Annotated in this window: 21 protein-coding genes; 14 read left to right on the plus strand and 7 right to left on the minus strand. The window is 39.3% G+C overall.

Features of this window, described 5'->3' with window-relative positions:
* Positions 1-953: 953 nt before the first annotated feature.
* The 5 genes from ACTJKC_RS10950 (at position 954) to ACTJKC_RS10970 (ending at position 4,436) form a co-directional block, all read left to right on the plus strand.
* Positions 954-2,114 carry an esterase-like activity of phytase family protein gene (locus tag ACTJKC_RS10950; protein ID WP_440791845.1) on the plus strand — a complete coding sequence of 387 codons (1,161 nt, stop codon included), beginning with the start codon at positions 954-956 and terminating at the stop codon, positions 2,112-2,114.
* A 24-nt stretch (positions 2,115-2,138) separates the two neighbouring features.
* The gene (locus tag ACTJKC_RS10955; RefSeq protein ID WP_440791847.1) at positions 2,139-2,804 is read left to right on the plus strand and encodes an HAD family hydrolase; all 666 of its coding nucleotides are present in this window, start codon (positions 2,139-2,141) and stop codon (positions 2,802-2,804) included.
* A gap of 44 nt (positions 2,805-2,848) precedes the next feature.
* On the plus strand, positions 2,849-3,457 hold the full coding sequence (locus ACTJKC_RS10960) for a DUF2306 domain-containing protein (RefSeq protein WP_440791849.1): 609 nt from the start codon (positions 2,849-2,851) through the stop codon (positions 3,455-3,457).
* Between the two features lie 10 nt (positions 3,458-3,467).
* Entirely contained in the window at positions 3,468-4,016 is a 549-nt protein-coding gene (locus ACTJKC_RS10965) for a Crp/Fnr family transcriptional regulator (RefSeq protein ID WP_440791851.1), read from the plus strand.
* Between the two features lie 63 nt (positions 4,017-4,079).
* The gene (locus ACTJKC_RS10970; RefSeq protein ID WP_440791853.1) at positions 4,080-4,436 is read left to right on the plus strand and encodes a bleomycin resistance protein; all 357 of its coding nucleotides are present in this window, start codon (positions 4,080-4,082) and stop codon (positions 4,434-4,436) included.
* Positions 4,437-4,573: 137 nt separating this feature from the next.
* Here ACTJKC_RS10970 and ACTJKC_RS10975 read toward each other — a convergent pair whose 3' ends face one another.
* A complete protein-coding gene (locus ACTJKC_RS10975; protein WP_440791855.1) occupies positions 4,574-5,206 on the minus strand; it encodes a response regulator in 633 nt (210 codons plus the stop codon).
* Positions 5,199-7,214, minus strand: a complete 2,016-nt coding sequence (locus ACTJKC_RS10980; RefSeq protein WP_440791857.1) for an ATP-binding protein — start codon at positions 7,212-7,214, stop codon at positions 5,199-5,201. The genes ACTJKC_RS10975 and ACTJKC_RS10980 overlap by 8 nt, the downstream gene beginning before the upstream one ends.
* Positions 7,215-7,362: 148 nt before the next feature.
* Between ACTJKC_RS10980 and ACTJKC_RS10985 the strand changes: the two genes are divergently transcribed.
* The 5 genes from ACTJKC_RS10985 to ACTJKC_RS11005 all read left to right on the plus strand — a co-directional run bounded on the left by ACTJKC_RS10985 (position 7,363) and on the right by ACTJKC_RS11005 (position 12,992).
* Positions 7,363-7,761, plus strand: a complete 399-nt coding sequence (locus tag ACTJKC_RS10985; protein ID WP_344853174.1) for a hypothetical protein — start codon at positions 7,363-7,365, stop codon at positions 7,759-7,761.
* Positions 7,762-8,167: 406 nt separating this feature from the next.
* Complete coding sequence (gene lpdA, locus ACTJKC_RS10990; protein WP_440791859.1) at positions 8,168-9,574, plus strand: dihydrolipoyl dehydrogenase; 1,407 nt, start codon at positions 8,168-8,170, stop codon at positions 9,572-9,574.
* Between the two features lie 629 nt (positions 9,575-10,203).
* A complete protein-coding gene (gene thiD, locus ACTJKC_RS10995) occupies positions 10,204-11,022 on the plus strand; it encodes a bifunctional hydroxymethylpyrimidine kinase/phosphomethylpyrimidine kinase (RefSeq protein WP_440791861.1) in 819 nt (272 codons plus the stop codon).
* Positions 11,019-11,672, plus strand: a complete 654-nt coding sequence (locus tag ACTJKC_RS11000) for a TenA family protein (RefSeq protein WP_440791863.1) — start codon at positions 11,019-11,021, stop codon at positions 11,670-11,672. The genes thiD and ACTJKC_RS11000 overlap by 4 nt, the downstream gene beginning before the upstream one ends.
* 222 nt (positions 11,673-11,894) lie before the next feature.
* Positions 11,895-12,992 carry an MFS transporter gene (locus ACTJKC_RS11005; protein WP_440791865.1) on the plus strand — a complete coding sequence of 366 codons (1,098 nt, stop codon included), beginning with the start codon at positions 11,895-11,897 and terminating at the stop codon, positions 12,990-12,992.
* Positions 12,993-13,432: 440 nt separating this feature from the next.
* Here the strand turns inward: ACTJKC_RS11005 and ACTJKC_RS11010 are convergent, their stop codons facing one another.
* Positions 13,433-14,236 carry a hypothetical protein gene (locus ACTJKC_RS11010; RefSeq protein ID WP_440791867.1) on the minus strand — a complete coding sequence of 268 codons (804 nt, stop codon included), beginning with the start codon at positions 14,234-14,236 and terminating at the stop codon, positions 13,433-13,435.
* A gap of 307 nt (positions 14,237-14,543) precedes the next feature.
* On the opposite strand from ACTJKC_RS11010, the gene ACTJKC_RS11015 reads away from it, so the two are divergent.
* Positions 14,544-15,980 carry an AAA family ATPase gene (locus ACTJKC_RS11015; protein ID WP_440791869.1) on the plus strand — a complete coding sequence of 479 codons (1,437 nt, stop codon included), beginning with the start codon at positions 14,544-14,546 and terminating at the stop codon, positions 15,978-15,980.
* Between the two features lie 77 nt (positions 15,981-16,057).
* Here ACTJKC_RS11015 and ACTJKC_RS11020 read toward each other — a convergent pair whose 3' ends face one another.
* The 4 genes from ACTJKC_RS11020 to ACTJKC_RS11035 form a co-directional block, all read right to left on the minus strand.
* Positions 16,058-19,252: an efflux RND transporter permease subunit gene (locus ACTJKC_RS11020; protein ID WP_440791871.1), complete on the minus strand. Its 3,195-nt coding sequence runs from the start codon at positions 19,250-19,252 to the stop codon at positions 16,058-16,060.
* A gap of 64 nt (positions 19,253-19,316) precedes the next feature.
* A complete protein-coding gene (locus ACTJKC_RS11025; protein ID WP_344853182.1) occupies positions 19,317-20,384 on the minus strand; it encodes an efflux RND transporter periplasmic adaptor subunit in 1,068 nt (355 codons plus the stop codon).
* Positions 20,385-20,386: 2 nt separating this feature from the next.
* On the minus strand, positions 20,387-21,727 hold the full coding sequence (locus tag ACTJKC_RS11030; RefSeq protein WP_440791874.1) for a TolC family protein: 1,341 nt from the start codon (positions 21,725-21,727) through the stop codon (positions 20,387-20,389).
* 49 nt (positions 21,728-21,776) lie between these two features.
* Positions 21,777-22,388, minus strand: a complete 612-nt coding sequence (locus tag ACTJKC_RS11035) for a TetR/AcrR family transcriptional regulator (RefSeq protein ID WP_344853184.1) — start codon at positions 22,386-22,388, stop codon at positions 21,777-21,779.
* A gap of 167 nt (positions 22,389-22,555) precedes the next feature.
* Between ACTJKC_RS11035 and ACTJKC_RS11040 the strand changes: the two genes are divergently transcribed.
* The 3 genes from ACTJKC_RS11040 (at position 22,556) to murB (ending at position 24,838) form a co-directional block, all read left to right on the plus strand.
* On the plus strand, positions 22,556-22,999 hold the full coding sequence (locus tag ACTJKC_RS11040; protein ID WP_344853185.1) for a sterol desaturase family protein: 444 nt from the start codon (positions 22,556-22,558) through the stop codon (positions 22,997-22,999).
* A 278-nt stretch (positions 23,000-23,277) separates the two neighbouring features.
* The gene (locus ACTJKC_RS11045; RefSeq protein WP_440791876.1) at positions 23,278-23,730 is read left to right on the plus strand and encodes a hypothetical protein; all 453 of its coding nucleotides are present in this window, start codon (positions 23,278-23,280) and stop codon (positions 23,728-23,730) included.
* Between the two features lie 91 nt (positions 23,731-23,821).
* Positions 23,822-24,838 carry a UDP-N-acetylmuramate dehydrogenase gene (murB, locus tag ACTJKC_RS11050; protein ID WP_440791878.1) on the plus strand — a complete coding sequence of 339 codons (1,017 nt, stop codon included), beginning with the start codon at positions 23,822-23,824 and terminating at the stop codon, positions 24,836-24,838.
* Positions 24,839-24,868: the final 30 nt, after the last annotated feature.

Below are 24,868 nucleotides of genomic sequence, written 5' to 3' on the forward strand. Positions count from 1 at the left end.
GTGGCAAAAACTATAAGTGAAATTGGATATTGCCATCCTACTTTTTTTTAGCCACAGATGCACGGATTGGCATGGAGATATTTTTTGATAGTCGATACCTTATCCAGGATGAGATTATTCCGTGCTCATCTGAGCCTCCGTGGCAAAAACTATAAGAGAAATTGGATATTGCCATCCTACTTTTTTTTTAGCCACAGATGCACGGATTGGCACGGAGAAGTTTTTTATCATTAAGGAGTTAAGCTGATTAAGGAAGTAAGTTGGATGTTACCATCCGACTTTTTTTTAGCCACGGATGCACGGATTGACTCGGAGAAGTTTTTTATCATTAAGGAGTTAAGCTGATTAAGGAAGTAAAGTTGGATGTTGCCCTCCAAGTTTTTTTAGCCACAGATGCACGGATTGGCACGGAGATATTTTTTGGTAGTCAATACCTTATCCAGGATGAGATTACTCCGTGCTCATCTGAGCCTCCGTGGCAAAAACTATAAGTGAAATTGGATATTGCCATCCTACTTTTTTTAGCCACAGATGCACGGATTGACACGGAGATATTTTTTGATAGTCGATACCTTATCCAGGATGAGATTATTCCGTGCTCATCTGAGCCTCCGTGGCAAAAACTATAAGAGAAATTGGATATTGCCATCCTACTTTTTTTTTAGCCACAGATGCACGGATTGACACGGAGATATTTTTTGGTAGTCAATACCTTATCCAGGATAGAATTATTCAGTGCTCATCTGGGCCTCCGTGGCAAAAACTATAAGTGTAATTGGATATTACCATCCTACTTTTTTTTAGCCACAGATGCACGGATTGGCACGGAGATATTTTTTGGTAGTCAATACCTTATCCAGGATAGAATTATTCCGTGCTCATCTGAGCCTCCGTGGCAAAAACTATTAATTGTTGCAGCAAAATCCATATTTTTACATCCTAAACATGTCGATTTGAAACCCATACGCCAGTTCTTTTTTGTTTATGCTCTTTTTGCTGTTGTATTCTCCTCCTGTTCTGTAACCAAAAATGTGGCGGTTAAGCAGGTAGAAACCAGTATCTCATCGGTTAAATTTCTTCACGAATACGTTTTGCCGCTAAACTTAAATTTTCAAAATACAGTGGTGGGCGGTTTATCGGGCATTGATTATGATGCAGCGCAAAATCAATATTACCTCATCAGTGATGATCCCTCGCAGTTTAGTCCGGCGAGGATTTATACCGCACAGATTGATCTCAAAGCAAATAAAATTGATACCATCCGGATTACCGGTGTTACCTATCTCCTACAGGAAAATGGAAAGCAATATCCCAAATATGGTACGGATAAAAGTGTAAAACCAGATGGCGAGTCGGTACGTTATAATCCGTTTACTAAACATTTAATCTGGAGCAGTGAGGGGGAGCGGTTATTTAAAAATGGCGATACTACAATCGTTCAGCCCAGCCTAACTTTTATTTCTACGGCCGGAAAATTTTTGGATACTTTACCACTGCCAAAAGGCTTTCACTTTACCAAGACGGAGAACGGTGCACGTAAAAATGCATTGTTTGAAGGGCTGACCTTTGCCGATCATTACAAAACATTATATGCCAGTTTAGAAGAACCTTTATATCAGGATGGCCCGCAATCTTCTTTTGGATATGATAAGGCTTTAACGCGGATCTTGAAATTCGATGTGGCCACAAAAAAGAATGTGGCACAATATGCGTACAACCTGGGCGATTTACCGGTGAAACCTACTGTAGATAACGACTGGAATATTAACGGCATTTCTGAAATACTGGCGGTTAATAACCATACGCTTCTGGTTATGGAAAGGGCCTGGGCAAAAGGGCATGATGACCATACTTTTTTAAAGCTTTACCTGGTTGACCTGAACGGTGCAGAAAATGAAATCGATAATGCATCTTTTGCGAAAAATCCGCCGAAGCCTTTAACCAAAAAACTACTTTTCGATTTTGATACTTTAAACAGGCATATCGATAATTTTGAAGGGGTAACTTTTGGTCCGGAACTTGCAAACGGACATCAATCTTTAATTTTTTGTGTCGATAATAATTTTGGGAAATCGCAGGTACAGCAGTTTTTCCTGTTCGAAGTTATTCCTTAAACCAATTCCAACTTATAATTTATAATGAGTAAAATAAAAGCATTGCTTTTCGATTTAGATGGTACATTAATCGATTCGGAGAAATTTCATTTCGATTGCTGGAACACCTTTTTGTGTGACTATAATGTAAGCATCGATTTTAAAGATTGGCTAAGCAATTATGCGGGAATTCCACTACCGAAAAACGCAAAAACGATTATCGACCGGTATAAAATTGATGAAGATTTAGACAGCTTTATTGATAGGAGGGAGAAAATAACTTTTGATGGTTTTAGAACAACGGATATCCGGTTAATGCCATTTGCTTTAGAATTTGTGCAGTTTGCTTACGAAAAAGGACTTACGCTTGCAGTGGTTACTGCCAGTCCGAAAATTGATGTTGAAGCAGTTTTTGAGCGTAATGGTTTAGCGAAGTATTTCAGGTTGTTTATCACGCGGACAGATGTGAGTAAATCAAAGCCTGATCCTGAAAGTTATAACCTCTGCGTAGCGCGATTGGGTTTGGCGAAGGACGAATGCATTGTTTTTGAAGATACCTTAAGCGGCGTTAAATCGGCCATGGCTGCAGGCATTACCTGTTACGCGATACAGAACAATGTACGTGCACACCAAAAACTAAAAATAGCCGATGAACTTTTCCTTAGTTTTGCCAATGCCAAAGAATTTATGCTGCAAAAGGGATTGATTTAGTTTTGGAAAATTAACTAGCTTAGCAGAAAGCAATAGAAATTTTTATGGTGAAAAAAGGATTATGGATTTTATTGGCTACCTTCTCGATGCTGATTGGACTTTATCCGATAATTTACTTTTTGATCGACAGAAAATTTGGTCTTTTAAATTCAAAATCCGTTGAACTCTTAACCAATACTTTCTGGAACATCGGTTTTTATACGCACATTGTTTTAGGGGGAATCGCCTTGTTTACTGGCTGGATACAGTTCAGTCCGAAAATGAGAAACAGACGTATTAAATTACACCGAAAACTTGGTAAAGTATATGTTGTTGCGGTACTGCTTAGTGCATTGGCAGGTATTTATATTGGTTTTTTCGCCACTGGTGGAGTGGTTTCTTCTGCAGGATTTATCTGTTTAGGCATCATTTGGTTCTACACCACCCTAAAAGCTTATTTATCCATTAAAAACGGCGAAATTGTAAAACATCAAAAAATGATGATTTATAGTTATGCGGCCTGCTTTGCTGCGGTTACTTTGAGGATATGGCTTCCGGTTTTGATAATGATTTATGGTGATTTTTCAAAAGCCTATCTGGTTGTTGCCTGGTTATGCTGGATACCCAATTTGATTGTTGCATATTTAATAACAAGAAAAATTGCTGATCAATAAGTTTAATGCCATGTCTGTTCAGGAAATTTTAGCCAGTGTCGGATCGTTTTCAGTTCAGGATATGCTTCTTTTTGAAGAAAAAATCCGGCGGAAGGTATTCAGGAAAAATGATTTGCTATTGCGCCAGGGTGAAATTTGCCAATCTGTTTATTTCATTTTGTCGGGATCCTTTTTTCAGTTTCAATCTGATGGCATAAATGAAACAATTATCGATTTGCACCTGCCGGAAGAATGGATGTATAACCACCCGAGCTTGATCGATCAAAAACCATCACACACCGCCATTAAAGCATTTGAGGCTGCTGAAGTTATTGAATTGAGTTTACAGCACCTGCATGAACTGATTGTAAAATCACAATCTTTTTTAAGCTTCGGTCGGGTTTTTAACCAGCCAAATCACCGGACTTATCTCTTCGATCATGCATTAAGTCCGGCACAAAAGTATAGCTACATTACAAATGCCAAACCCCTTATTGTTCAGGTTTTTCCGGTTAAAATGATTGCTTCTTATCTTAAAATCGCTCCTGAAACCTTAAGTCGGGTTAGGGCAAGCCATTAAATTTCCTGATTTCGATCAAGTGCTGCTTTTGAGAAAAATCCTCATTTTTGAAATAAAAAAAATATGCTTACAGCAATCAATCCGAAACTGCCCATGCGGAATAAAGCAGTTACCAGAAACTTTTATGTAAATAAACTGGGTTTTAAAGATATTGGCAGTGCCGATTTTAGTGATTACCTGATGGTGCAGAAAGACCATGTGCAGATTCACTTCTTTTTATTCGAAGCACTCGATCCCAAAGAAAACTATGGCCAGGTTTACATCCGTACCAATGATATAGACGGACTTTACCAATCGATGTTGGATACGCAACAAAGTATCCATCCGGCCGGAAGTTTGCAAACGAAACCCTGGGGGCAGAAAGAATTTGCCATGCTTGATCCGGATAGTAATCTGCTGACTTTTGGGCAGGAGGTTTAAGAGGGGTTTATTGGTCATTAGTCAATGGTTTATTAGTCATTAGTCAATGGTTTATTGGTTGATGGTTCATAGAAAAATTTACTCCAAACTCCCAGCTCCCAACCCCGAACTCAAAAATTCCAACTCAAAAATCCCGGCTAAATCAGCAACTGTTCTGTAGCCATATTAATCAGCTCAATGGAATTCTTAACGTCGAGTTTTTGCATCATGTTGCGGCGGTGGGTTTCTACAGTAAGCGGACTCAAAAAAAGTTCGTCGGCTATGCCTGTTGTGGTTTTTCCCTGTGCTATTAAACGTAAAATTTCTTTTTCGCGCCTGGTAAATTTGGGGCGGCCTTTTAAATCGTTGATTGATGGTTTGGCAATAATTTCCATCACTTCTTTACTAAAAGCCAGTTCTCCGTTAAGCGCGGTTTCGATGCAGTTTTTTAGTTCTTCTACTGAAGCATTTTTTAAAATATAACCACTGGCACCGTTTTGTAAAATCTGCATAATAATGCTCCTTTCGGTATGGTTGCTAATGGCAATAACGGCCGTTGCCGGCGATATTTTCTTAACCTGGGCGCAAAGTTCAATGCCATTGATGTCGGGCAGCATGATATCAAGCAACAGGATATCCAGTTCATGATCATTTAAAAAAATAATTAATTCGTTGCCCGACTGGAAACTGCCTACCACTTCCATATTGCCGAGGTTGTTAATTAGCGACACAATTCCCTGGATCACAATCGGGTGATCGTCCACAACGGCTAGTTTAATGTTCTTATTCATAACTAATTGGGATTTCGATGTTAACAGTTGCACCATTGCCGGGTTGAGCATCAATTTCAAAATTTCCTTTGAGGTAAGCCACCCTGTTTTTGATGTTTTCTATGCCCATTCCCTTTTTATATGTTGCAGTATCAAAACCTTTTCCATTATCTTCTATGGTGATGTAAAAGTGGTTTTCGTTCTCGCTGCACTGCAAAACTACTTCAGTAGCGCGGGCATGTTTTAAGGTATTGGTCAGGATTTCCTGTACAATCCGGTAAATGATGATCTGTTCTTCGAGCGCAATGTTTTTAGAGATATTTAATGCCTGAAAATCGATATGCAGCTCATGGCTCATGGCCGATTCTGCCAGATCTTTCAGTGCCGTTTCCAGTCCGAATTTTAATAAAGTTTGCGGCATCATGTTTCTTGCAATGTGCCTTAGCTCGGTAACAGAACCGTCTAACTGGGTAACAATCCGTTGTAATTCTACATCGTGCAATTGCATTTCACGGTGTTTTGCCCAATTGGATAAGTTTATTTTCAGTCCCGATAGCATTCCGCCAAGCCCATCATGCAGGTCTTGTGCTACCCGGTTTCTTTCTTTTTCCTCGGCATTAAGCATCGCCCGGCTAATTTCCAGCTGTTGTTTCTGCTGTAAATCAGCCACTTTTTGCTTATAGTTAATGGCCCGCTGTTCTGCCAGTTTTTTATAGCCATTAAAATAGAAGAACAAAAGAATAATAATTACCAGGAGAAAAAATGAAGCGGCAATGAGCAGCAGAGTAGTGATTTTATTGTTTTTGATAATCGCTGCATGCTGCTTTTTTTCTGCGTTTAAATGGGCAATCTTTTTCTGGTTTTCGGCATTTTTATATTTAATCTCCAGCGCATTAATATCTTCTTTGGTTTTATCTTCGTTGAGGCTATCGTTAAGCAACTTGCTTTTTTTGAGCAATTGGTAAGCTTCTTTAAAGTTGCCCAGTTCGTAATTTACCTCCGAAAGCGCCTCGGTTAGCCGGAGTTTGTTGGTTGCAAGCGTGTTAATTTCTGGCTGACCGACTACCTGTAACAATGTTTTTCTGGCTTCGGCAAATTTTTTCTGATCGAAAAGGATCCGGTATTTCTCAAATACAATTTCCTGTAGCGTATAATTATCTTTCAGCTGCTCAGCTAGTTTAATTGCCTTGCCGGCATCTGCCAGGGCCAGTTTCTCCTGCTTTGTATTAATGAAATAACGGGTGGTGCTTTTATAGTAATCGAGCCAGAATACTGCCATTGGATAGCCTGTGCGAACATGATCCGACTTATCCAATATTATTTTTGCAAGATCGAGGTACTTTTTGGTTTCGCTGTAATGCTTTAAATGATAATAATTTTGAGATATGGTGATGTATAGATTAACGAGCAGGTAATATTTATCGGGAGTAGCGTCTTTTAAGGCACTCAGGCCCTGGTGCAGGTATGGCTTTGCTTTTTCGTATTGACCGATGTTCATCAGTATGGTACCAATAGAAACATATTCTGTACAGATAAATTCTTTTTCGCCAGCCTTTTTAGAAAGGGGTAAAGCGCGGTTAATCAATATATCCAGCGTGGTTTTGAGGTCATCCTTATGTTGTTGTATTAAAGCATAGTTATGCCAAACCATCGATCTTAAGCGGTAAATACCTTTTGTGTTAAACCTGCTCAATAATGAATCGGCATGGATAAGTAGCTTTTCTGCCTTTGGGTAATCCTTTTCCAGGTAAATTAAAGATTCGTACCAATATGACCTGGCAAAAAGAACCGGGTTTTTCCTGCTGTGGTTTCTTGCATTAGTTAAAAAAGCTACTGCTTTTGTACTATCATTATCAGCCCAAAAATCGGTTAGTTTAAAACCGGCTATAGCTTTTATACTATCGGGTGCATTGCCATTAATTAGGCTGTTCAGGCTGTCGGTATATCGTTTGTCTACCGGTTGCAACTGTGCCCTGCCATATAAAGAACAGAAAATCAGGGATAAAAACAGGGGGATGTAATTTCTCATTAAAACTAAAAATGCATGCTTTATCCATCAACCAGAAATTAAAGTCAGAATATACCTGAAATCAGGTAGAAAAAAATGGTGTTTTCCGGTTATTGCACAGCAAAACACGCATTTGTTTATTTGCAGTTCTATTTTTTAAAATCTAATTATGAAAAACATCAAAATTAAAACATTTGTACTTTCTTTCTTTGCGTTGGTTTTATTTACCGGCTTAATGTCGTGTAAAAAAGACGATGCAGAAACTCCTTCAAAAAGTTCGCACAAGGTAGTTTTTAAACTTGAAGCCTCCGCTGGCAGCAACATCAGTACGGTAGTTTATGGTTATGATACCCAGGTAACCACTGCAACCAGCTTAAGCGGCACTACCTGGACGAGTCAGGAAATCACGGTACCTGCCGGAACCATCTCTTTAAACATTGCTGCCGGTGCAACAGGTGCAAATGCGACTTCTACCTTAAAAGCACGCATTTATGTTGACGGGGAACTGAAAAGTGAAGGTACATCAAGCGGGGCGGTTTTGAGTGCTTCAGCATCGTATAGTTTGTAGTTGGTTCTGTAGTTTATTGGTCATTAGTCAATAGTCATTAGTTCATTGGTCAATGGTTTAATGGTTTAATGGTTGATGGTTCATGGCGTGGATTGTATATCGTTTAGTTAACGCCAGACGCGAAACGCCAATCGCTTAACACCAACTCCGGACTTCCGACTAAAAACTTCCTACTAACGCCCCCGTTCATTAGTCCGTTAGGTTTGAATTTAACAGCACATTTTATACGTTGAAAGTAAAATGTTTTGTACGCTCATCAAACCAACGGACTTTTGTGCTTTGTTATGGCATTATATTGAGGCTCAGCCCTTGCTTACCTGTTAATGCACCATTTAGTATTGGCCAATTTGCTTTCAGCTTTCCGCCTTTTTTCCCTACATTTGCTAATTAAAATTATCAAGAAATTATGCAATACGATGTCGTTGTTATCGGTTCAGGGCCGGGCGGTTATGTAGGCGCAATCCGTTGTGCTCAGTTAGGTTTAAAAACTGCAGTAGTAGAAAAATATAAAACTTTTGGAGGTACCTGCTTAAATGTAGGCTGTATCCCATCTAAGGCTTTGTTAGATTCTTCAGAGCATTTCCACAACGCTGCCCATACATTTACCACTCACGGTATCAACTTAAAAGATTTAAAGGTTGATATGAAACAGATGATCGCCCGTAAAGACGATGTTGTTGCTCAAAATACAGCCGGTATCACCTATTTGTTCAAGAAAAACAAAATCGATTCTTTTGAAGGCGTTGGTTCTTTTGTAGATAAAAATACCATTCTGGTAACCAAAGCTGATGGTTCTACTGAAACATTATCTGCTAAAAATGTCATTATTGCTACAGGTTCTAAACCAACAGCCTTACCATTTTTACCGATCGATAAAAAACGCATCATTACTTCAACCGAAGCTTTAAATATTAAAGAAGTACCAAAAACAATGGTGGTTATTGGTGGTGGTGTAATCGGCCTGGAATTGGGTTCAGTTTATGCCCGTTTAGGTACAAAAGTTTCTGTGGTAGAGTTTTTACCCTCAATTATCGGTACAATGGATGCTGGTTTAGGTAAAGAACTTCAACGTGTTTTAAAGAAAACTTTGGGCATGGAGTTTTACATGGGCCACAAAGTTACCGGCGCAACCAATAAAGGTAAAACTGTAACGGTTACTGCTGAAACACCAAAAGGCGAAACCATTTCTTTAGATGCTGATTACTGTATTGTTGCTGTGGGCCGTACGGCTTATAGCGAAGGTTTAGGTTTAGATAAAATCGGAATCACAGTAGAAGAAAGAGGTAAAAAAATCCCGGTTAACGAACATTTGGAAACTTCGGTTAAAGGTGTTTATGCCATTGGTGATGTAATTACCGGTGCCATGCTGGCACACAAAGCAGAGGATGAAGGTACTTATGTTGCCGAAACCATTGCCGGACAAAAACCGCATATCAACTATAACTTAATTCCTGGTGTGGTTTATACCTGGCCAGAAGTTGCTTCTGTAGGTTTAACCGAAGAGCAATTAAAAGAAAAAGGCGTAAAATATAAAGCAGGTTCATTCCCTTTTAAAGCCAGCGGACGTGCAAAAGCGAGTATGGATACCGATGGTTTTATTAAAGTGTTAGCCGATGCTGCTACTGACGAAGTTTTAGGTGTACACATGATCGGTCCGCGTGCTGCAGATATGATTGCTGAAGCCGTTATTGCAATGGAATTTCGTGCTTCTGCCGAAGATATTGCACGTACCTGCCATGCTCACCCAACTTATACTGAAGCATTAAAAGAAGCTGCACTTGCGGCAACTGATAACAGGGCGATACATATTTAACATTCTGTCACCATACTGAACTTGTTTCAGTATCTGTTTAATAAATCTTAAAAAATCCTGGTATTTATACCGGGATTTTTTGTTTAATTTTTCCGTCATCTCGAGTGGAGTGCAACGTAGTCGAGAGATCTATCCAGTTACCTCACCCCCAACCCAATCGCGAATTATTAAACTCCAGAGTTCATTTATTATAGTTACGTCATCTCGACCGGAGCATCGCGAAGTGGAGAGATCTATTGCGAGGTAGATCTCTCCCTGCCCGTAGCAGGCGGGTGCTCCGCTATGCTGCGGTCGACATCACGAAGTGGGGCGTTTTCACCTCTGCTCTTTAGTCTTTCACCTTTTTTTCCCAATAATAAAAACTAAGCCTTATATTGCGACATAAAATAAACTTTAGGGGTGCCTTCAAAACAGTTGGCTGAGAATATACCCGTTTTATAGGTGAAAAGTAAGAGGTAAAAGGCGACAGGTTAAAACCCTATGCCCTAAACCATACACCTTACGACCTATAAATGAACCTGATCCGGATCATGCCGGCGTAGGAAAATTAGTTTGTCTGCACAAGCTGTGCACAATGCATTCTGCATTTGAAGACTCCTGAAGTTGTATCACAAAATGAAGTCTTTGTTATGAATTACATTAACGTATTAACAGTAGCCGGTTCTGATAGTGGGGGTGGGGCAGGCATTCAGGCCGATTTAAAAACCTTTTCTGCATTAGGTTGCTTTGGCACTTCGGTAATCACTGCCATAACCGCACAGAACACCATGGGGGTGAGAGCCGTGCATGGTATTCCGGCTGAAATGATTAAAGACCAGCTCCAGGCGGTGTTGGAAGATATTGCACCTGTGGCCATTAAAATCGGGATGATTAACCGTGCAGAAGTGGTGCAGGTGATTGAAAAAGAACTAAAGGCTTATACCAAGCAGGTTCCGGTTATTTTAGATCCGGTAATGGTGGCTACCAGTGGTCACCGGTTAATTGAACCCGATACCATTAATGAGTTAATCGCTAGATTGTTCCCCATCGTAAGCCTGGTTACCCCCAATATTGATGAAGCCATAATCCTTGCTGATCAGGAAATCCATAACCTCGATGATATGATTGCTGCAGGACGCAAAATCATTGAAAAAGGAGCAAAGGCAGTTTTGGTAAAAGGCGGTCATTTAGCCGGGCCGGTAATTTACGATGTCTTTATTGCTGGAAACGATGCCCCGGTGATATTGGAAAGCGCTTTTATCAACTCCAAAAACCTGCACGGAACAGGTTGCACCTTATCATCAGCCATAGCAGCTGAAATGGCAAAAGGCAACGATTTACTGGCCGCAATTAAAAATGCAAAAAATTATATCAGCAATGCCTTACAAGCGGGCAGCGAAATAAATACAGGGCAGGGCAACGGACCTTTAAATCATTTTTTTAATCCCCTAAAATTAATTATCCAATGAAATGGAGTGAGCAGGCATGGGAAAGGGTTAAACCCATCTACAATAAAATTTTAACCATGCCCTTTAATACCGAACTGAGCAATGGCACTTTGTCCAAAGAAAAATTTATCTTCTATTTAGCACAGGATGCTTATTACCTTCTGGAATTTGGGCGGACTTTGAGCACCATTAGTGGCCGAATGCAGGATGCAGAACTGATACTGGCTTTTGCCGGATTTTCTACAGGAGCAATTTTTGCCGAGCGGAGTTTACACGAGAGTTACTTTGTAGAATTTGGTTTGCCAGATAAAGTTGCGCCTACGCCATCTACACTTTTGTACACCAATTATATCCTTAATCAGGCGGCTTACGCTAGTGTCGAAGTTGCCGCTGCGGCGGTGCTACCTTGTTTCTGGATTTATAAAGCTGTAGGAGACTATATTTTGGCAGAACAAACCGGAGATCAGAATCCTTATAAAAGGTGGATCGATATGTATGCCGGAGCAGAATTTGCCGCTGCAGTAGAAAAAGCAATTGCCATTACCGATCAGCTGGCTGGAGGAGTTAATGAAGAAACCAGGGAGAAAATGTTGGTTGCTTTCGAAATGGCTACACGGTTGGAATGGATGTTTTGGGACAGTGCTTACGAACAGGAAAAATGGAAAATTTAACATTTTAACCCTAATCATTGCAAATTTTTTGATTTAAAATCAAAAAATAGTCGGTATTTCCAATAGATTTAAGGAACTTTGCAGCTTAATCTATTATTTAAAACATCAATTTTGGAAGAAAGTACGCAAGACAAGGAAATTTTAGTTAACCAAGAAAATAAACCTGTATTAGCACAAAGCTCTCCAAAACAAGTCCGTTTAGCCATATCAGCCTTCTATTTTATGCAAGGCGTCTGTTTTGCAAGTTGGGCCAGCAGGATTCCCACTTTTAAGGCCTCGATGGGTTTAAACGATGCCGAATTAGGATCTATTCTTTTCGCATTGCCTGCAGGGCAGATCATTACGATGTTTTTTTCTGCAAAACTGACTACACATTTCGGTAGCAAAAAAATGCTCAGGGCCACTGCACCGCTTTATGCCATTGCCTTAACTTTTTTGGCTTTGGCAAGCACAGGCTGGCAGCTGGCCGCTTTTTTGGTGCTGTTTGGCATCACAGGTAATCTTTGCAACATTGCCCTGAATACCCAGGGAGTTGCCGGTGAAAATTATTATGGCAAACCGATAATGAGCTCCTTCCACGGGGCCTGGAGCATTGGGAATTTAACCGGGGCATTAATTGCGCTTGGATTGGTGAACTTAAAACTTGGGATGTACACCCATTTTTGGATCGTTGCCTTAATATCACTGACTAATGTAGTATTTAGTTCAAAAAAATTATTAGATCACAATAACAAACCTGATGTTCCGGCTGAAAAAACAAAGTTTTTTACCATGCCGCAGGGCATCCTGGTTTTATTGGGTATTATCGCTTTTTGCAGCATGGCTACCGAAGGTACAATGTTCGATTGGAGTGCTATTTACTTTGAAGACGTGGTGAAATTGCCTCATAATAAAGCCATTATCGGCTATGCATCGTTTATGTTTATGATGGCTAGCGGACGGTTTTTAGGTGTTTATCTGATCAGCAAATTCGGACGGAAAAACCTGTTGCAAATCAGCGGGGCCATTATCTCAATTGGTATGGCACTGGCTGTAATATTCCCAAATATTATTGTGGCTATTTTTGGTTTTATGCTTATCGGTCTGGGGGTTTCGAGTATTGTACCGATGGTTTACAGCATTGCCGGTAACAATAAAAAAGTGCCTGCAGGTAAGGCCATCACTATGGTATCGAGTATAGGTTATTTTGCTTTTTTGTTCGGTCCGCCATTAATTGGTTACGTATCGCAGTTATCCAGCTTGCGTTATTCCTTCGGGATCATTTCTGTTTTTGGCCTGCTGATCACTTTTTTGGTTACGAAGATAAAAGCTATAAACTAGGATTTCATTCCATAAAAAACATATCTATTATTTGGAGCGCAAGTTCAGTACAGAAAAAATAAATTTCTTCCCGTTTTTCGCTTGTACGCTTTGCTTCCTCGTGCCTCGTTGCTGTCCCGAAACTTCGGGATAACGCTTCAACCGGGGCCAGGTATCTAATGCAAGTATTTCATTTTTAAGGTTGCAGGTTGCAGAAACCGTTGTTCATAAACCCAATGTAGCGGGCATCCCGATTTAAGCATTATTGTTTATTATTTTTTGGTATGCTTGCTTGTTTCACAGGTTTCATTGGGATAAAGCGCAAAGCGGGACTGCAAGCCTCCATGAACTACTGTATGCTCATTTCCAAATCTTAAACTACTAATTTGTCTTTGATTTATTTCGGGCGGAGAGACACCAACTGATAGAATAATAAGCTTAAATTTTCTACAATGTCTTGTCTATTCTTTCCTGATTATTCCATGTTCCTTCAGGGTAGCAACTGCGAGTTCGATTAACCTGAAATTTTCTTCCTGATGCCCGTGCTGTACCTCTACATTAATATAAGGAATATTATTCTGCATGGCATAAACCGAAAGTGAACCATCGTTGGTTGCGAATTTAGATTGCAGGATTACATTAACATTTGCTTTTTTTAAACTGCTGAATAATCTTGCTTCGGTTACATAAATCAGGTCATCACCATCCATCTGGAAGTTGATGTAAACAGAATCGGCCGTACTGGCCAGGTCATATCCTGGTAAATAAGATGAGATCCCAAAGCCTCCATCAGCATTATTATGAAGTGTTAAAAAATAACCTGTAGTTTTTGGATCGTAAAAATCAACAATTTGTTTGCCCGCGCTTAGTATTGCTTTCTCCACTTCATTAGAACTGAACTTATCTTTTTTTAACCGGGTATTTACACCTACTTCGGTATATATCGCATTGGGATCAATACGATACTGATCGTCCATATAGCTGAAGTAATAATCTCTCACCGCTCCATACTGACTGTCGATCAATTCGCCACCATACCAGCGGATATAATCGAAACCAGCTTTAACACCGGTATCTTCATTGTCGTGCACCACCAAAAACTTTACGCCGTTGGGTTTGTAGCTGTATTTCACTAACGTAATATCCAGATTACAGAGTTTAATAAAACTCGAATCGGTACTCATGGCGGCGAAAACGGGTGGATGTTGCGCTTTTACGAGGAATGTGGAAAAGATTAGGAACAGGCTAAGGATGATTTTGAACATAATCCCTAATATACAATGTGGGTACATAATTTGTTTGCTGAAAGTATTGTAGAATTATCTGCGCATGGCTCAGAACAAGTTATTTAACTGTATTTTTCAATGTTCCTGTGGTAAAAAAATCATCGGTCTGATTACATATGAAGATAGCTTATTAAAATAAAATTCATTATCCATAGCCAAAACTATATGTTTTTGATGCATTTTGGCTGTGGATAAATTTTTTATCTACAGCCAAAACCATATATTTGAGTTGTATTTTGGCTGCGGATAAAATTGTTTTTCATCATTAACATTAAAAAGAAAAGAAATGGAATTGCTCATTGGAAGAATTGCTGAGAAAAAAATACTGTCAGAGGCACTTACGTCGTCCTCATCAGAATTATTAGCGGTTTTTGGCAGGAGGAGGGTTGGAAAAACTTTCCTGATCCGCTCAGTCTTTCAGAAACAGCTTATTTTTGAACTTTCGGGTGTTCATGATGCAAATGCAGCTGAGCAATTGCTTAATTTTAGCAAGGCCATGGCAGATGCATTATATTCCCCATTAACTCCTGCAGCACCCAAAAACTGGACAGAAGCCTTCTGGCAACTTAGAGAATTTGCAACCCCTATACTTAAAAAAAGAAAAGCTGTAATTTTCTTTGACGAGTTCCCCTGGCTAAGTTCACATAAATCAGGTTTTCTTTCTGCATTTGAATATTTTTGGAACCAATGGGCTTCACAACAGCCGAACCTCATTGTTGCGATATGTGGATCTGCTGCCACCTGGATGATTAAAAAGGTTGTAAATAACAAAGGAGGCCTGCACAATCGGCTGACGCGTAAAATACGCCTTTTACCTTTCACCTTGTATGAGACAGAACAATATTTAAAAAGCAATAATATCCATCTTGACCGTTATCAGGTGCTAAATATTTTTATGGCAATGGGCGGTGTGCCACATTACCTGAAAGAACTTAAAAGAGGGGAAAGTGCTATTCAGGCTATCGACAGGCTTTGTTTCACTAAGGATGGCCTCCTCTCAACAGAATTTGCAAACCTTTACCGCTCGTTGTTCGAAAACGCAGGCAGGCACATTTCTGTAGTAAAGGCACTTGCAGACAAACCATCGGGATTAACAAGAAACGAAATCATTGCGGCATGTAACCTGCAGAGTGGAGGGACTACCAGTCTTTTACTCGAGGAACTTGTGGAGTCTGGTTTTATTACTCCGCACCTGCCTTTTCAAAAGAATGCCAATCAGAGCATTTACAAACTCAGCGACGAATACAGCCTTTTTTATCTTAAATTTATCGAACATTCTCGCGCCACCGGTGCAGGTACATGGCTAAAAAAATCATCAACGTCTTCCTGGAAGAGCTGGAGTGGTTATGCCTTTGAAGGGATCTGCATGAAACATACCGGTAATATTAAGCAGGCACTGGGCATTTCAGGAGTTTTTACAGAAACATCAGCCTGGCGACATGCTCCAAAAGATGGAAACGGCGCACAGATCGATCTCTTGTTAGACAGACAAGATAATGTGATTAGTGTATGTGAAATGAAATTTTCAAATACCGGGTTCGCAATAGATAAAGCTTACGCTGCAGAATTACAGTACAAACTTGAGATATTCCGTCAACAGAGCAAAACCAGAAAAGCGTTATTTCTAACAATGGTTACAACCTATGGTGTTAAAGATAATATGTATTCTATTGGCCTGGTACAGAATGAAGTGACCATGGATGATTTGTTTTTGCCACAATAGTACATCAAGAGCGTTAAGCACTCCACAAAAAAGCCCCGATTTGGGTCGGGGCTATTGATTGTTAATATGGATGGTGATTAATGTCCGTGATCTAAATCGTATTCATTTACATCTTTATGATCATATGGTTCTTCCATCAGTTCATCAATGGTTTTCCCTTTTTTGTTGAAACCAAAGCGCTCTAACATTCTGTCGAATATTAAATACACAACCGGTACTACAATTAAGGTTAAGAATAACGAACTGGTTAATCCACCTACGATAACCCATGCCAAACCATTTTTCCATTCTGCACCGGCACCGCTTGCCAATGCAATTGGAAGCATACCGAATACCATGGCGATGGTTGTCATTAAAATTGGTCTTAAACGAGCATGGTTGGCCAAAACAAGCGCTTCTTTGGTTTCTTTACCTTCTGCCTTTAAGTGGTTGGTAAAATCGACCAGGATAATCGCGTTTTTCGCTACCAGACCCATCAGCATAATTAAACCTAAAATGGTGAAGATACCGATTGAGTTATTGGTTAAAGCCAGTGCCAACAATGCCCCAATTACCGCTAACGGAAGCGAGAACATTACCACCAGTGGGTAAATAAAACTATCGTAAAGGGCAACCATAATGAGGTAAACCAAAATAATAGAGGCTAATAAAGCGATACCTAAAGTACCAAAACCTTCGCTCTGGTTCTCCTGATCACCCGCCCAGCTGTAACTTACACCAACCGGAGCTTTTAGCTTACCATTTTTTTGCATTTCTTCCAGTTTGGCCTGGAATTCTGCAACCACGGTTCCTGTTGGTCTACCGATTGATTGAGCCTTAACTGATACCGAAGTAGATTTATTTAAACGCTCTAACTGACTCGGACCTGAACCTTCTGTAATGGTAGCAAACTGCGATAATTTAATCTGTTTACCATCAGCGTTTACAAAAATCAGGTTACGTACGTCGTCAATATTCTGACGGTTAAAGTTTTGATACTGGATATTGATATCGTATTCGTATTCACCTTTTCTGTATTTACCATCGGTATTACCCGCAAAGGCTGTCTGCATGGTAGAACCTACGGTTTGTAGGGTTAAACCAACAGCCGACATTTTATCACGGTCTACCTGCACGTTAATCTCAGGGGTTCCTTTTTCTACCGATAATTTAATCTCCGTAGCACCCGGAATCGAAGCAAGCACTTTTTGGGCACCTTCAGCATATTTTAAAGCACTATCTAAATCAGATCCCATTACCACTAACTGGATCGGTGCATTTTCTGCAATACCCAGGATACTGATCGGAACCGTTTTTACTTTTGCTCCTACCAATTCTTTAGCCAGTGCACGGCTCATTTTGGTGGCGAAAATATCAGAAGACACGCCTTCACGCTGATCGCGCTCAACAAGTTTTACGTTGATTTCTGATTTATAGGCTGTTGCCTGCGTACCACCAAAATCACCTGTTGATTGTCCAACAGTAGTAATTAACTGGGTAATTTCTGGTTGTTTATCTAAATAAGCTTCAGCTTTTTGTGTCAGGAAGTTGGTTTGCTCTAAAGAAGCATCTTTAGGTAACTCCAACTGTACTAAGAATTCGCCTTTATCCGATTTAGGGAAAAACTCAGAACCGATAAATCCACCCACCAATAAACCGCATGAACTTAAGAACATTACCACAACGGCGATTAAAGTTAACGCTTTATGGTTTAACGACCATGTTAAAATGCTGGTAATCCAAAGGGTAAATTTCTTTAACTGTTTTTCGAACCAAAGGATAAAACGGCCAAATATATTTTTGCCTTCTATGTGTTCTAACTTACCAAAACGTGAGAAAATAAGGGGTACAATGGTAAATGAAGCCACCAATGAAAGTAGTGTTGCAATAATTACCACAATACAGAACTGACGAAGGATGTTCGAAACCAGACCGGTACTTACCGCAATAGGGAAGAATACCACCACAATTACGAAGGTAATGGATACAACCGTGAAACCGATCTCTCTTGTCGCGTCAGATGCTGCCCTAACTTTGTTTTTACCCATCTCCATGTGTCGCTGGATATTCTCCAGTACCACAATGGCATCATCCACCAGGATACCTACCACGAGCGATAGCCCCAACAGCGACATTAAGTTTAAAGTAAAACCGAACAGGCTGATTCCGATAAATGTAGCAATTAATGAAACCGGAATCGATACCATTACAATTAACGCATTACGCAAACTGTGCAGGAAGAAAAGCATTACAAAGGCCACCAAAATAACCGCAAGGATTAAATCGTGGATTACCGCATCTGCAGATTCTAAAGTAAAGATCGAGCTATCATTAACAATTCTGATATCAAGCTTATTGGCTCCGTATTCATTTTTAAGTTTAGCGATAATGGCGTGTACACCTTTACTTACCTCTACCGCGTTGGCATCACTTTGTTTAATGATCTGAATAGCGATAGATGCTTTACGATCGATACGGGCCAGTTTTTCGGTTTCTTTTTGCGAATCCTGAACATCGGCCACATCACCTAAACGGATCTGTGCACCATCTTTCGAGGTGGTTAAAACCAGGTTTCTCAATTCTTCCATACTTCTGTATTTACCCGATAAACGGATCAATACGTCCTGGTTTTGAGTTTTTACACTTCCTGTAGGGAAATCCAGGTTAGAAGAAAGGATCAGTTGCTGCACTTGTGGCACCGAAAGGTTATAACCCTGTAATTTATCAGCATCTAATGAAACCTGAATTTCACGCTCCGAACCACCTACCAGGTTAACCTGCGCAATACCGCTTACCCTCGAAATTACCGGGGCAATACGTTTGTCGATCAGATCGTAAAAAGTAATATCATCCATATTGGCCGAGGCCGACATGGTAATTACCGGTAAATCATCCAGCGAGAATTTACTTAATGATGGCGTTTTAACATCCTCCGGTAAATCAGAAAGAATGGCATTTACCTTTCTTTGTGCATCATTTAAGGAGATATCGATGTTTGCTGCATCAGTAAGGGTGATGGTAACGGTTGATAAACTCTCAAACGATACAGAGTTGATCTTTTTAATGTTTTCCATCGATGATACCGCATCCTCAATTTTTTTGGTTACGGTATTTTCAACCTCATTTGGTGAAGCACCAGGGTAGATGGTCGAAATAGATACTACGTTGTTAGAGAATTTTGGAAGTAATTCATAACCCAACGAAAAGTAACTTAATAGCCCGAGCAAAGTAAGTGCGGTAAACACCACAATCACCAGCGAAGGCCTTTTTATAGATATATCTGTTATCTTCATTTTAATTAGTATTGCGTTTTGCGATTGGCATATCGCGTTTTAAAAGCCGAAAAATTCCTTTAACTTATTTTACGATACTAACAGGAGCACCCTCAGTTAAGTTAATCTGTCCACTGATGATTACAGTTTCTCCTTCTTTTAAGCCATCAAGAATTTCAACATTGTCGCCCAAAATACGACCGGCCACTACATTGCGGGTTTTAGAAGTATTGCTGGCTTTATCCAATACAAAAACCTGGTTGCTGCTTACACTACCCACAAAGGAAGTACGCGGAATAATAATGCTTGGAGCCTGTTTAGGAAACTTGAATATTGCTGTTCCGTACATACCTGCTTTTAAGGTGTTTTTGTGGCTGTTGTCTACTTCAATTTCAATCGGGAAGTTTAACGTTCCATCCGCTTTTGCCGCAATAAAAGTTACTTTTCCAGAGAAATTATCCGTTGGGAAAACAGATGATTTAATTTCGATCTGATCGCCGATTTTAAGATTTGCAACCTGCGATTCGTTTACGTTAACTTTCAGTTTTAATTTAGAAACATCAACCAATTCGAATAACTGGGTACCCTGAGCGGTTACAAAAGCACCAACCTCAATGTATCTTTTGTTTACAATACCGTTAATTGGCGATTTAATGTTGGCATCGCTTAATTTTCTTTGCGAAGCCTGTAAACGCAGTTTTGCATTTTTAGTAGCCAGTTTAGCCTGGTCTAACTGTTGTTGTGTAACACCACCAGTTTGGAATGAGCTTTGGTACCTTGCCTCATCCCTTACCGCATTCTGGTAAGTAGCTTCAGCGGTTTCTCTGTCGGTATTGATAATTTCTGCATCAATACGGGCCAAAACCTGACCTTTGCTTACACGGTCGCCTTCATCAACATTGATGGCGGTAACACGACCTGCATTTTCTGATAAGAAATTAAGTTCCTGCTTTGGAACAAAGTTTCCGTTAGCCGCAAAATCTAAATTCACAGCTTTTCTCTCTACTTCAGCAACACGAACGGCAACAGCGCCACCACCTTTAGCAATGAAAGCAGTTTTCTCTTCATTCTTCTTTTTATTGTTGCTTAAAACATAAGCTATTGCACCAAGGGCAACAACAACTACGATAATTATGGTAATTACTCTTTTCATTTCTATTGTACTAGCGATTTAATATTTCCGTTTGATTTTATTAATTGTATTTCGGCTATTTTGTAATTCAATAAAGCCTGTGTATAGCTGTTCTGTGCCGATGTAAGTGCATTTTCTGTATCCAGAAGATCAGTTAAAGAAGCTAAGCCATTGTTATAGTTGTTCTGTGTGCTTTTGTAAATTTCCTGAGCTAAATCGGCATTTTTACGTTGCGATTTAATGGTGTTAAGGTTGTTGCGCAACTGTATTTTAGCGTTCTCGTAAGCCAGGTTTAAAGAGTTTACAGATTCTTTTCTGCTTTCTTGTGCTTTTTTAATATTTACATCTGCCTGGCGGATTTTTGAACGTGTTAAAAAGCCGTTAAAAATTGGCACTTTTAAAGTTAGTCCAACTGCTGATGCGCCATACCCGATTGCAGCAGCATTAGATTTTAAGAAATCAAAACCGTCACTCTGGCTTGAATACGTGTAATTTCCGGTTAAAGCCAGTGATGGATAATATTCAGCAACGTAAGCTTTTCTTTGGAGCGATAAAAGTTTATCCTGATTGTTCAAAAGTTTAACTTCTGTTCTGTTGGCCAGATCGATAGAATCTGTAAATACAGGTAAGGTAGTTACTTCAGTTAATTCGGTAGCAGGCAGGATAATTGGTGTAGAAACCGGCATACCCATCGAGAATTTTAACTGATTTTCCAATTGTGTAATTGCGTTGATGGTTTGCTCACGTTGTGTAGTAAGGTTAGTTAAGTTAACATTAATACGGTCAACATCAATTTTTCTGGCCAAACCATTTTTAAACTGGTTCGAAACAATTTTCTCTACAATCTTCACATTTTTAATGTTGGTGTCGATTACGTTAAGCTGTTGTCTGTTTACCAGAACCTGGTAATAATTGTTGGCAACTAGTTCGATAATCTGCTCTTCTGTTAATTGCGAAGTAAGGCTATAGTACTCTTCGCTCGATCTTGCAGCCTGTAAACCGGTAAAAACCTGTTGGTTAAACAACTGTTGCGAAAGTTGAACACCCGCAGTCGAATTCCAGTTCTGGCCCAATTTAATCGCCTGTGTCTCCCCTCCGAAATTTGCAACCAATTGACCGATAATCGGGTTGTAGGTTAAACCCACATTTCCTGTAAGCTGAGGTAAAGCCTGCGCCCTAACTTCCTCTACCTTATATCTTCCGCCTTCAATATCCAGTTTCGCATTCCGGACCTTTGTATTGTTTTGGAGCGCATAGGTTAGCGCATCTTTTAAGGTAACCTGCTGCTGTGCAATTACCAGCTGGGGTAAAACCGAGCCGGTTAGCAGTAGAAGCATTAATTTTACCAATTTTACTCTAAGCATAATGTATTGTTTTTTTGTTTTTGGGTTCTTATCTATTTAAGTTTTTATTTCAATCTGCGCATCTTAAACCCCTTACAAATATGGTAGTGAGGTTTTTTTGCTTCAGCGTCATTTTATTAAATGCCTTTTTATCCGGGAAAAGATCTTTACCTGTTTCCATTATGCACATGGTACAAAGGCCCATCAAACTTTCGAGGTAAAGCTCTGCCACATGGAAAGTATCATCGTGCTCTATTTCCCTTTTTTCTTTTGCGCGGCTAAAAATTTCTGCAAAGAATTCTTTTTCTGATCCTTTTAGGGTTTGTAGCTTGCCTTTTATCACATCATCATTTAATAAATCAGGAATACCTTCGGTAATCCGCAACATGTAATATTTTTGAAAAAAGGTGTTTCTAACGTCTATGGTGTTAAAAAGAATCTCTTCTAAAGGAAGATCGGGATTGTATTTCTTTTTGATCAGTTCAAAAAAATCATGGAATACCCTTTCTATTACGCCTATAATTAAATGTTTTTTATCCGGGAAATAATAATAAAGCGATGGTTTGGAAACGGAAAGATCTTCTGCAATATCATTCATTGTGGTTTTACCAATACCAAAATGGATAAAGCGTTTTATCGCACCATCAATAATCTGCTCTCTCTTTTTATCGGCTACAATCATTTTACTTTTCTACTTTCTGACTTTTTTAATATTTTAGTCAAAAATAGTGCTAAAAAATCATTTGTCATGAAGGGTTTGTTCAAAAGCGCATTAAGCTTACAATTCTATGACGCATTTTTGATTCTTCTGCTGTTTATATATCTTTACAAACCAATCATTTATAAATCTTGTCAGTATTCCTTAACGTTTTAACTGTATTATTTACCATCGTTTTGATGGAGTGTTTATCATGGTTTATACACAAGTATTTATTCCACGGACCGCTGTGGTTTATGCATAAAAGTCATCACCAGAAAGCGAAATCATTTTTCGAGTGGAACGATATTTTTGCGCTATTATTCGCTGCACTTTCCTTGTATTTAATGTACACCGATCGAGATGAGCTGGGTTACAGGTTTTTTATCGGCTTAGGCATTTCTTTATATGGCATGGTTTATTTTGTGGTGCACGATTGGTTTGTGCACCGTAGGTTTAAAACCTTTAAAAGCAATAACACTTATTTACAGGCAGTGAGGAAAGCGCATAAAATCCACCACAAAAACAGAGGTAAGGAGAAAGGAAAAGCTTTTGGGTTGTTGTTTGTAAGGAAGAACCTAATAAAAAATGATTAACATATTTTTCTAACTAATTGATTAGTTTTGTATTTATGTTGTAAATATAAAACTGATGAGAAAACTTATTTTTTGCTTTGCACTATTCTTTGGAGGATGATACATGCAAGATTTTAGCTCACCGGCAGAATTATACACAACCTTCTCAAACCGTTTAAAAACAGTAATAAAGGAAAAGCAATTAAAAAGAAAATCGATGAAGAAAAGAATAATGCTTCATGAATTTAGCAGTGGTTATTCTTGGCAAGGTGCTTGTACTTGTATCTTAAACTTGTGCTATGAAAAAAATCTATTATTGCTGTTTATTTTTATCATTTGTTGTTATTACATCATGCCATAAAAAAGCAAAAACCGATCAGGACCGGGCCGTTGAACTTATAGAAGCTAAGTATAAAGACAGTAACCAAAAATTCAGTTTCGATAATGCAAAGCTTGATAGTCTCTATAATATTTCTCCAGAAGCTTATGGCGATAGCCTTGCAAAAGGGAATGAACTGGATGCTACTTTAGCTAAATTGGAAAGCGAGATTGAGCATTTAAGTCAGGCTGAATCTGATAGTGTGGGTTTAATCAGCGCAAAATTGACAAAAGAAAGATACCGTTTATTGGAGCTTGCCAAAACCAAACCTGTTTTTATCGGCTGGCAGCTTACCGGCGTTAAAATAGAAGCGCCACAGCAGGCAGTTAAAAGCTTTCACTTTGATAAGGCAATTACAAAAATTGTAGAATAATTAGCTGTAAATTAATTGGGGAGCAAATGCCACATCTTTAAATTACGCTATCTATTTATTTCTTACTTTTGCCGCATAACACAAAATCAAGATGCTTCAAATTCAGGAAAATATTTCATTAAAACCTTATAACTCCTTTGGTATCGATGTTAAGGCTCATTTTTTTGCCGAAATATTTTCGGAAGATGATTTGAAGGAACTTTTTCAGCGTGACCTGGTTAACTCTCAAAAGCTGTTTATTATAGGCGGAGGGAGTAATGTGTTGTTTACTCAAGATTATAATGGCTTAGTCATCAAGATTAGCATCAAGGGAATTAAATCTGAAATTATTGAAGATAAAGTATCAGTAACTGCGGGAGCTGGTGAAGTTTGGAACGATTTTGTAAACTATTGTGTAGCGCACCATTTTGCTGGGGTAGAAAATTTAAGTTTAATTCCGGGCACGGTTGGGGCATCGCCTATACAAAATATTGGTGCCTATGGCGTAGAATTGAAAGATGTTTTCGACAGTTGTACTGCATTTGAAATCAAAACCGGAACAATTAAAACCTTTACCTATGCTGATTGTCATTTCGGGTACCGCGAAAGTATTTTTAAAGGTGAATTAAAAGGGCAGTATATCATTACTTCGGTTACTTTTCGATTGTCTTCCTCAGCAAAAATTAATACTTCTTATGGTGCAATTGAAACAGAACTTCAGGCCAGGGGCATTGAAAACCCAAACATTGCAGATGTTTCTGCAGCCGTATCGCATATCCGCGTAAGTAAACTGCCTGATCCCTCTACCATTGGCAATGCAGGTAGTTTCTTTAAAAATCCGGTAATCGAAAAGTATGAATTTGCAGATATTGTGGCTAAACACCCCGATGTGGTGCATTATTCAACACCAGATAATAAAATTAAACTGGCAGCAGGCTGGCTAATCGAGCAATGTGGCTGGAAAGGCAAAATTGTAGGCAATACCGGTACCTGGAAAAACCAGGCTTTGGTTTTAGTTAACCATGGCGGCGCAACTGGCACAGAAGTTTATCAGTTTTCTGAACAAATTATAGACAGTGTAAAGTCTACTTTTGGAGTCACTTTAGAACGGGAAGTAAATATTCTGTGACGAAAAGTTGCTGTAGGATGTATTTACGCT

Origin of the sequence: Pedobacter sp. 22226 (assembly GCF_052045455.1) — a bacterium.
In the GTDB taxonomy this organism is placed as follows: domain Bacteria; phylum Bacteroidota; class Bacteroidia; order Sphingobacteriales; family Sphingobacteriaceae; genus Pedobacter; species Pedobacter jeongneungensis.

Coding starts and splice junctions, on each gene's coding strand:
- ACTJKC_RS11000 (WP_440791863.1), top strand. CDS start 11,019: ATGAAATGGAGTGAGCAGGCATGGGAAAGGGTTAAACCCATCTACAAT.
- ACTJKC_RS11045 (WP_440791876.1), top strand. CDS start 23,278: ATGAAAAAAATCTATTATTGCTGTTTATTTTTATCATTTGTTGTTATT.
- ACTJKC_RS10970 (WP_440791853.1), top strand. CDS start 4,080: ATGCTTACAGCAATCAATCCGAAACTGCCCATGCGGAATAAAGCAGTT.
- murB (WP_440791878.1), top strand. CDS start 23,822: ATGCTTCAAATTCAGGAAAATATTTCATTAAAACCTTATAACTCCTTT.
- ACTJKC_RS10965 (WP_440791851.1), top strand. CDS start 3,468: ATGTCTGTTCAGGAAATTTTAGCCAGTGTCGGATCGTTTTCAGTTCAG.
- ACTJKC_RS11030 (WP_440791874.1), bottom strand. CDS start 21,727: ATGCTTAGAGTAAAATTGGTAAAATTAATGCTTCTACTGCTAACCGGC.
- ACTJKC_RS10955 (WP_440791847.1), top strand. CDS start 2,139: ATGAGTAAAATAAAAGCATTGCTTTTCGATTTAGATGGTACATTAATC.
- ACTJKC_RS11015 (WP_440791869.1), top strand. CDS start 14,544: ATGGAATTGCTCATTGGAAGAATTGCTGAGAAAAAAATACTGTCAGAG.
- ACTJKC_RS11020 (WP_440791871.1), bottom strand. CDS start 19,252: ATGAAGATAACAGATATATCTATAAAAAGGCCTTCGCTGGTGATTGTG.
- ACTJKC_RS11035 (WP_344853184.1), bottom strand. CDS start 22,388: ATGATTGTAGCCGATAAAAAGAGAGAGCAGATTATTGATGGTGCGATA.
- lpdA (WP_440791859.1), top strand. CDS start 8,168: ATGCAATACGATGTCGTTGTTATCGGTTCAGGGCCGGGCGGTTATGTA.
- ACTJKC_RS11010 (WP_440791867.1), bottom strand. CDS start 14,236: ATGTTCAAAATCATCCTTAGCCTGTTCCTAATCTTTTCCACATTCCTC.
- ACTJKC_RS10975 (WP_440791855.1), bottom strand. CDS start 5,206: ATGAATAAGAACATTAAACTAGCCGTTGTGGACGATCACCCGATTGTG.
- ACTJKC_RS11025 (WP_344853182.1), bottom strand. CDS start 20,384: ATGAAAAGAGTAATTACCATAATTATCGTAGTTGTTGTTGCCCTTGGT.
- ACTJKC_RS10980 (WP_440791857.1), bottom strand. CDS start 7,214: ATGAGAAATTACATCCCCCTGTTTTTATCCCTGATTTTCTGTTCTTTA.
- thiD (WP_440791861.1), top strand. CDS start 10,204: ATGAATTACATTAACGTATTAACAGTAGCCGGTTCTGATAGTGGGGGT.
- ACTJKC_RS10960 (WP_440791849.1), top strand. CDS start 2,849: ATGGTGAAAAAAGGATTATGGATTTTATTGGCTACCTTCTCGATGCTG.
- ACTJKC_RS11005 (WP_440791865.1), top strand. CDS start 11,895: ATGCAAGGCGTCTGTTTTGCAAGTTGGGCCAGCAGGATTCCCACTTTT.
- ACTJKC_RS10985 (WP_344853174.1), top strand. CDS start 7,363: ATGAAAAACATCAAAATTAAAACATTTGTACTTTCTTTCTTTGCGTTG.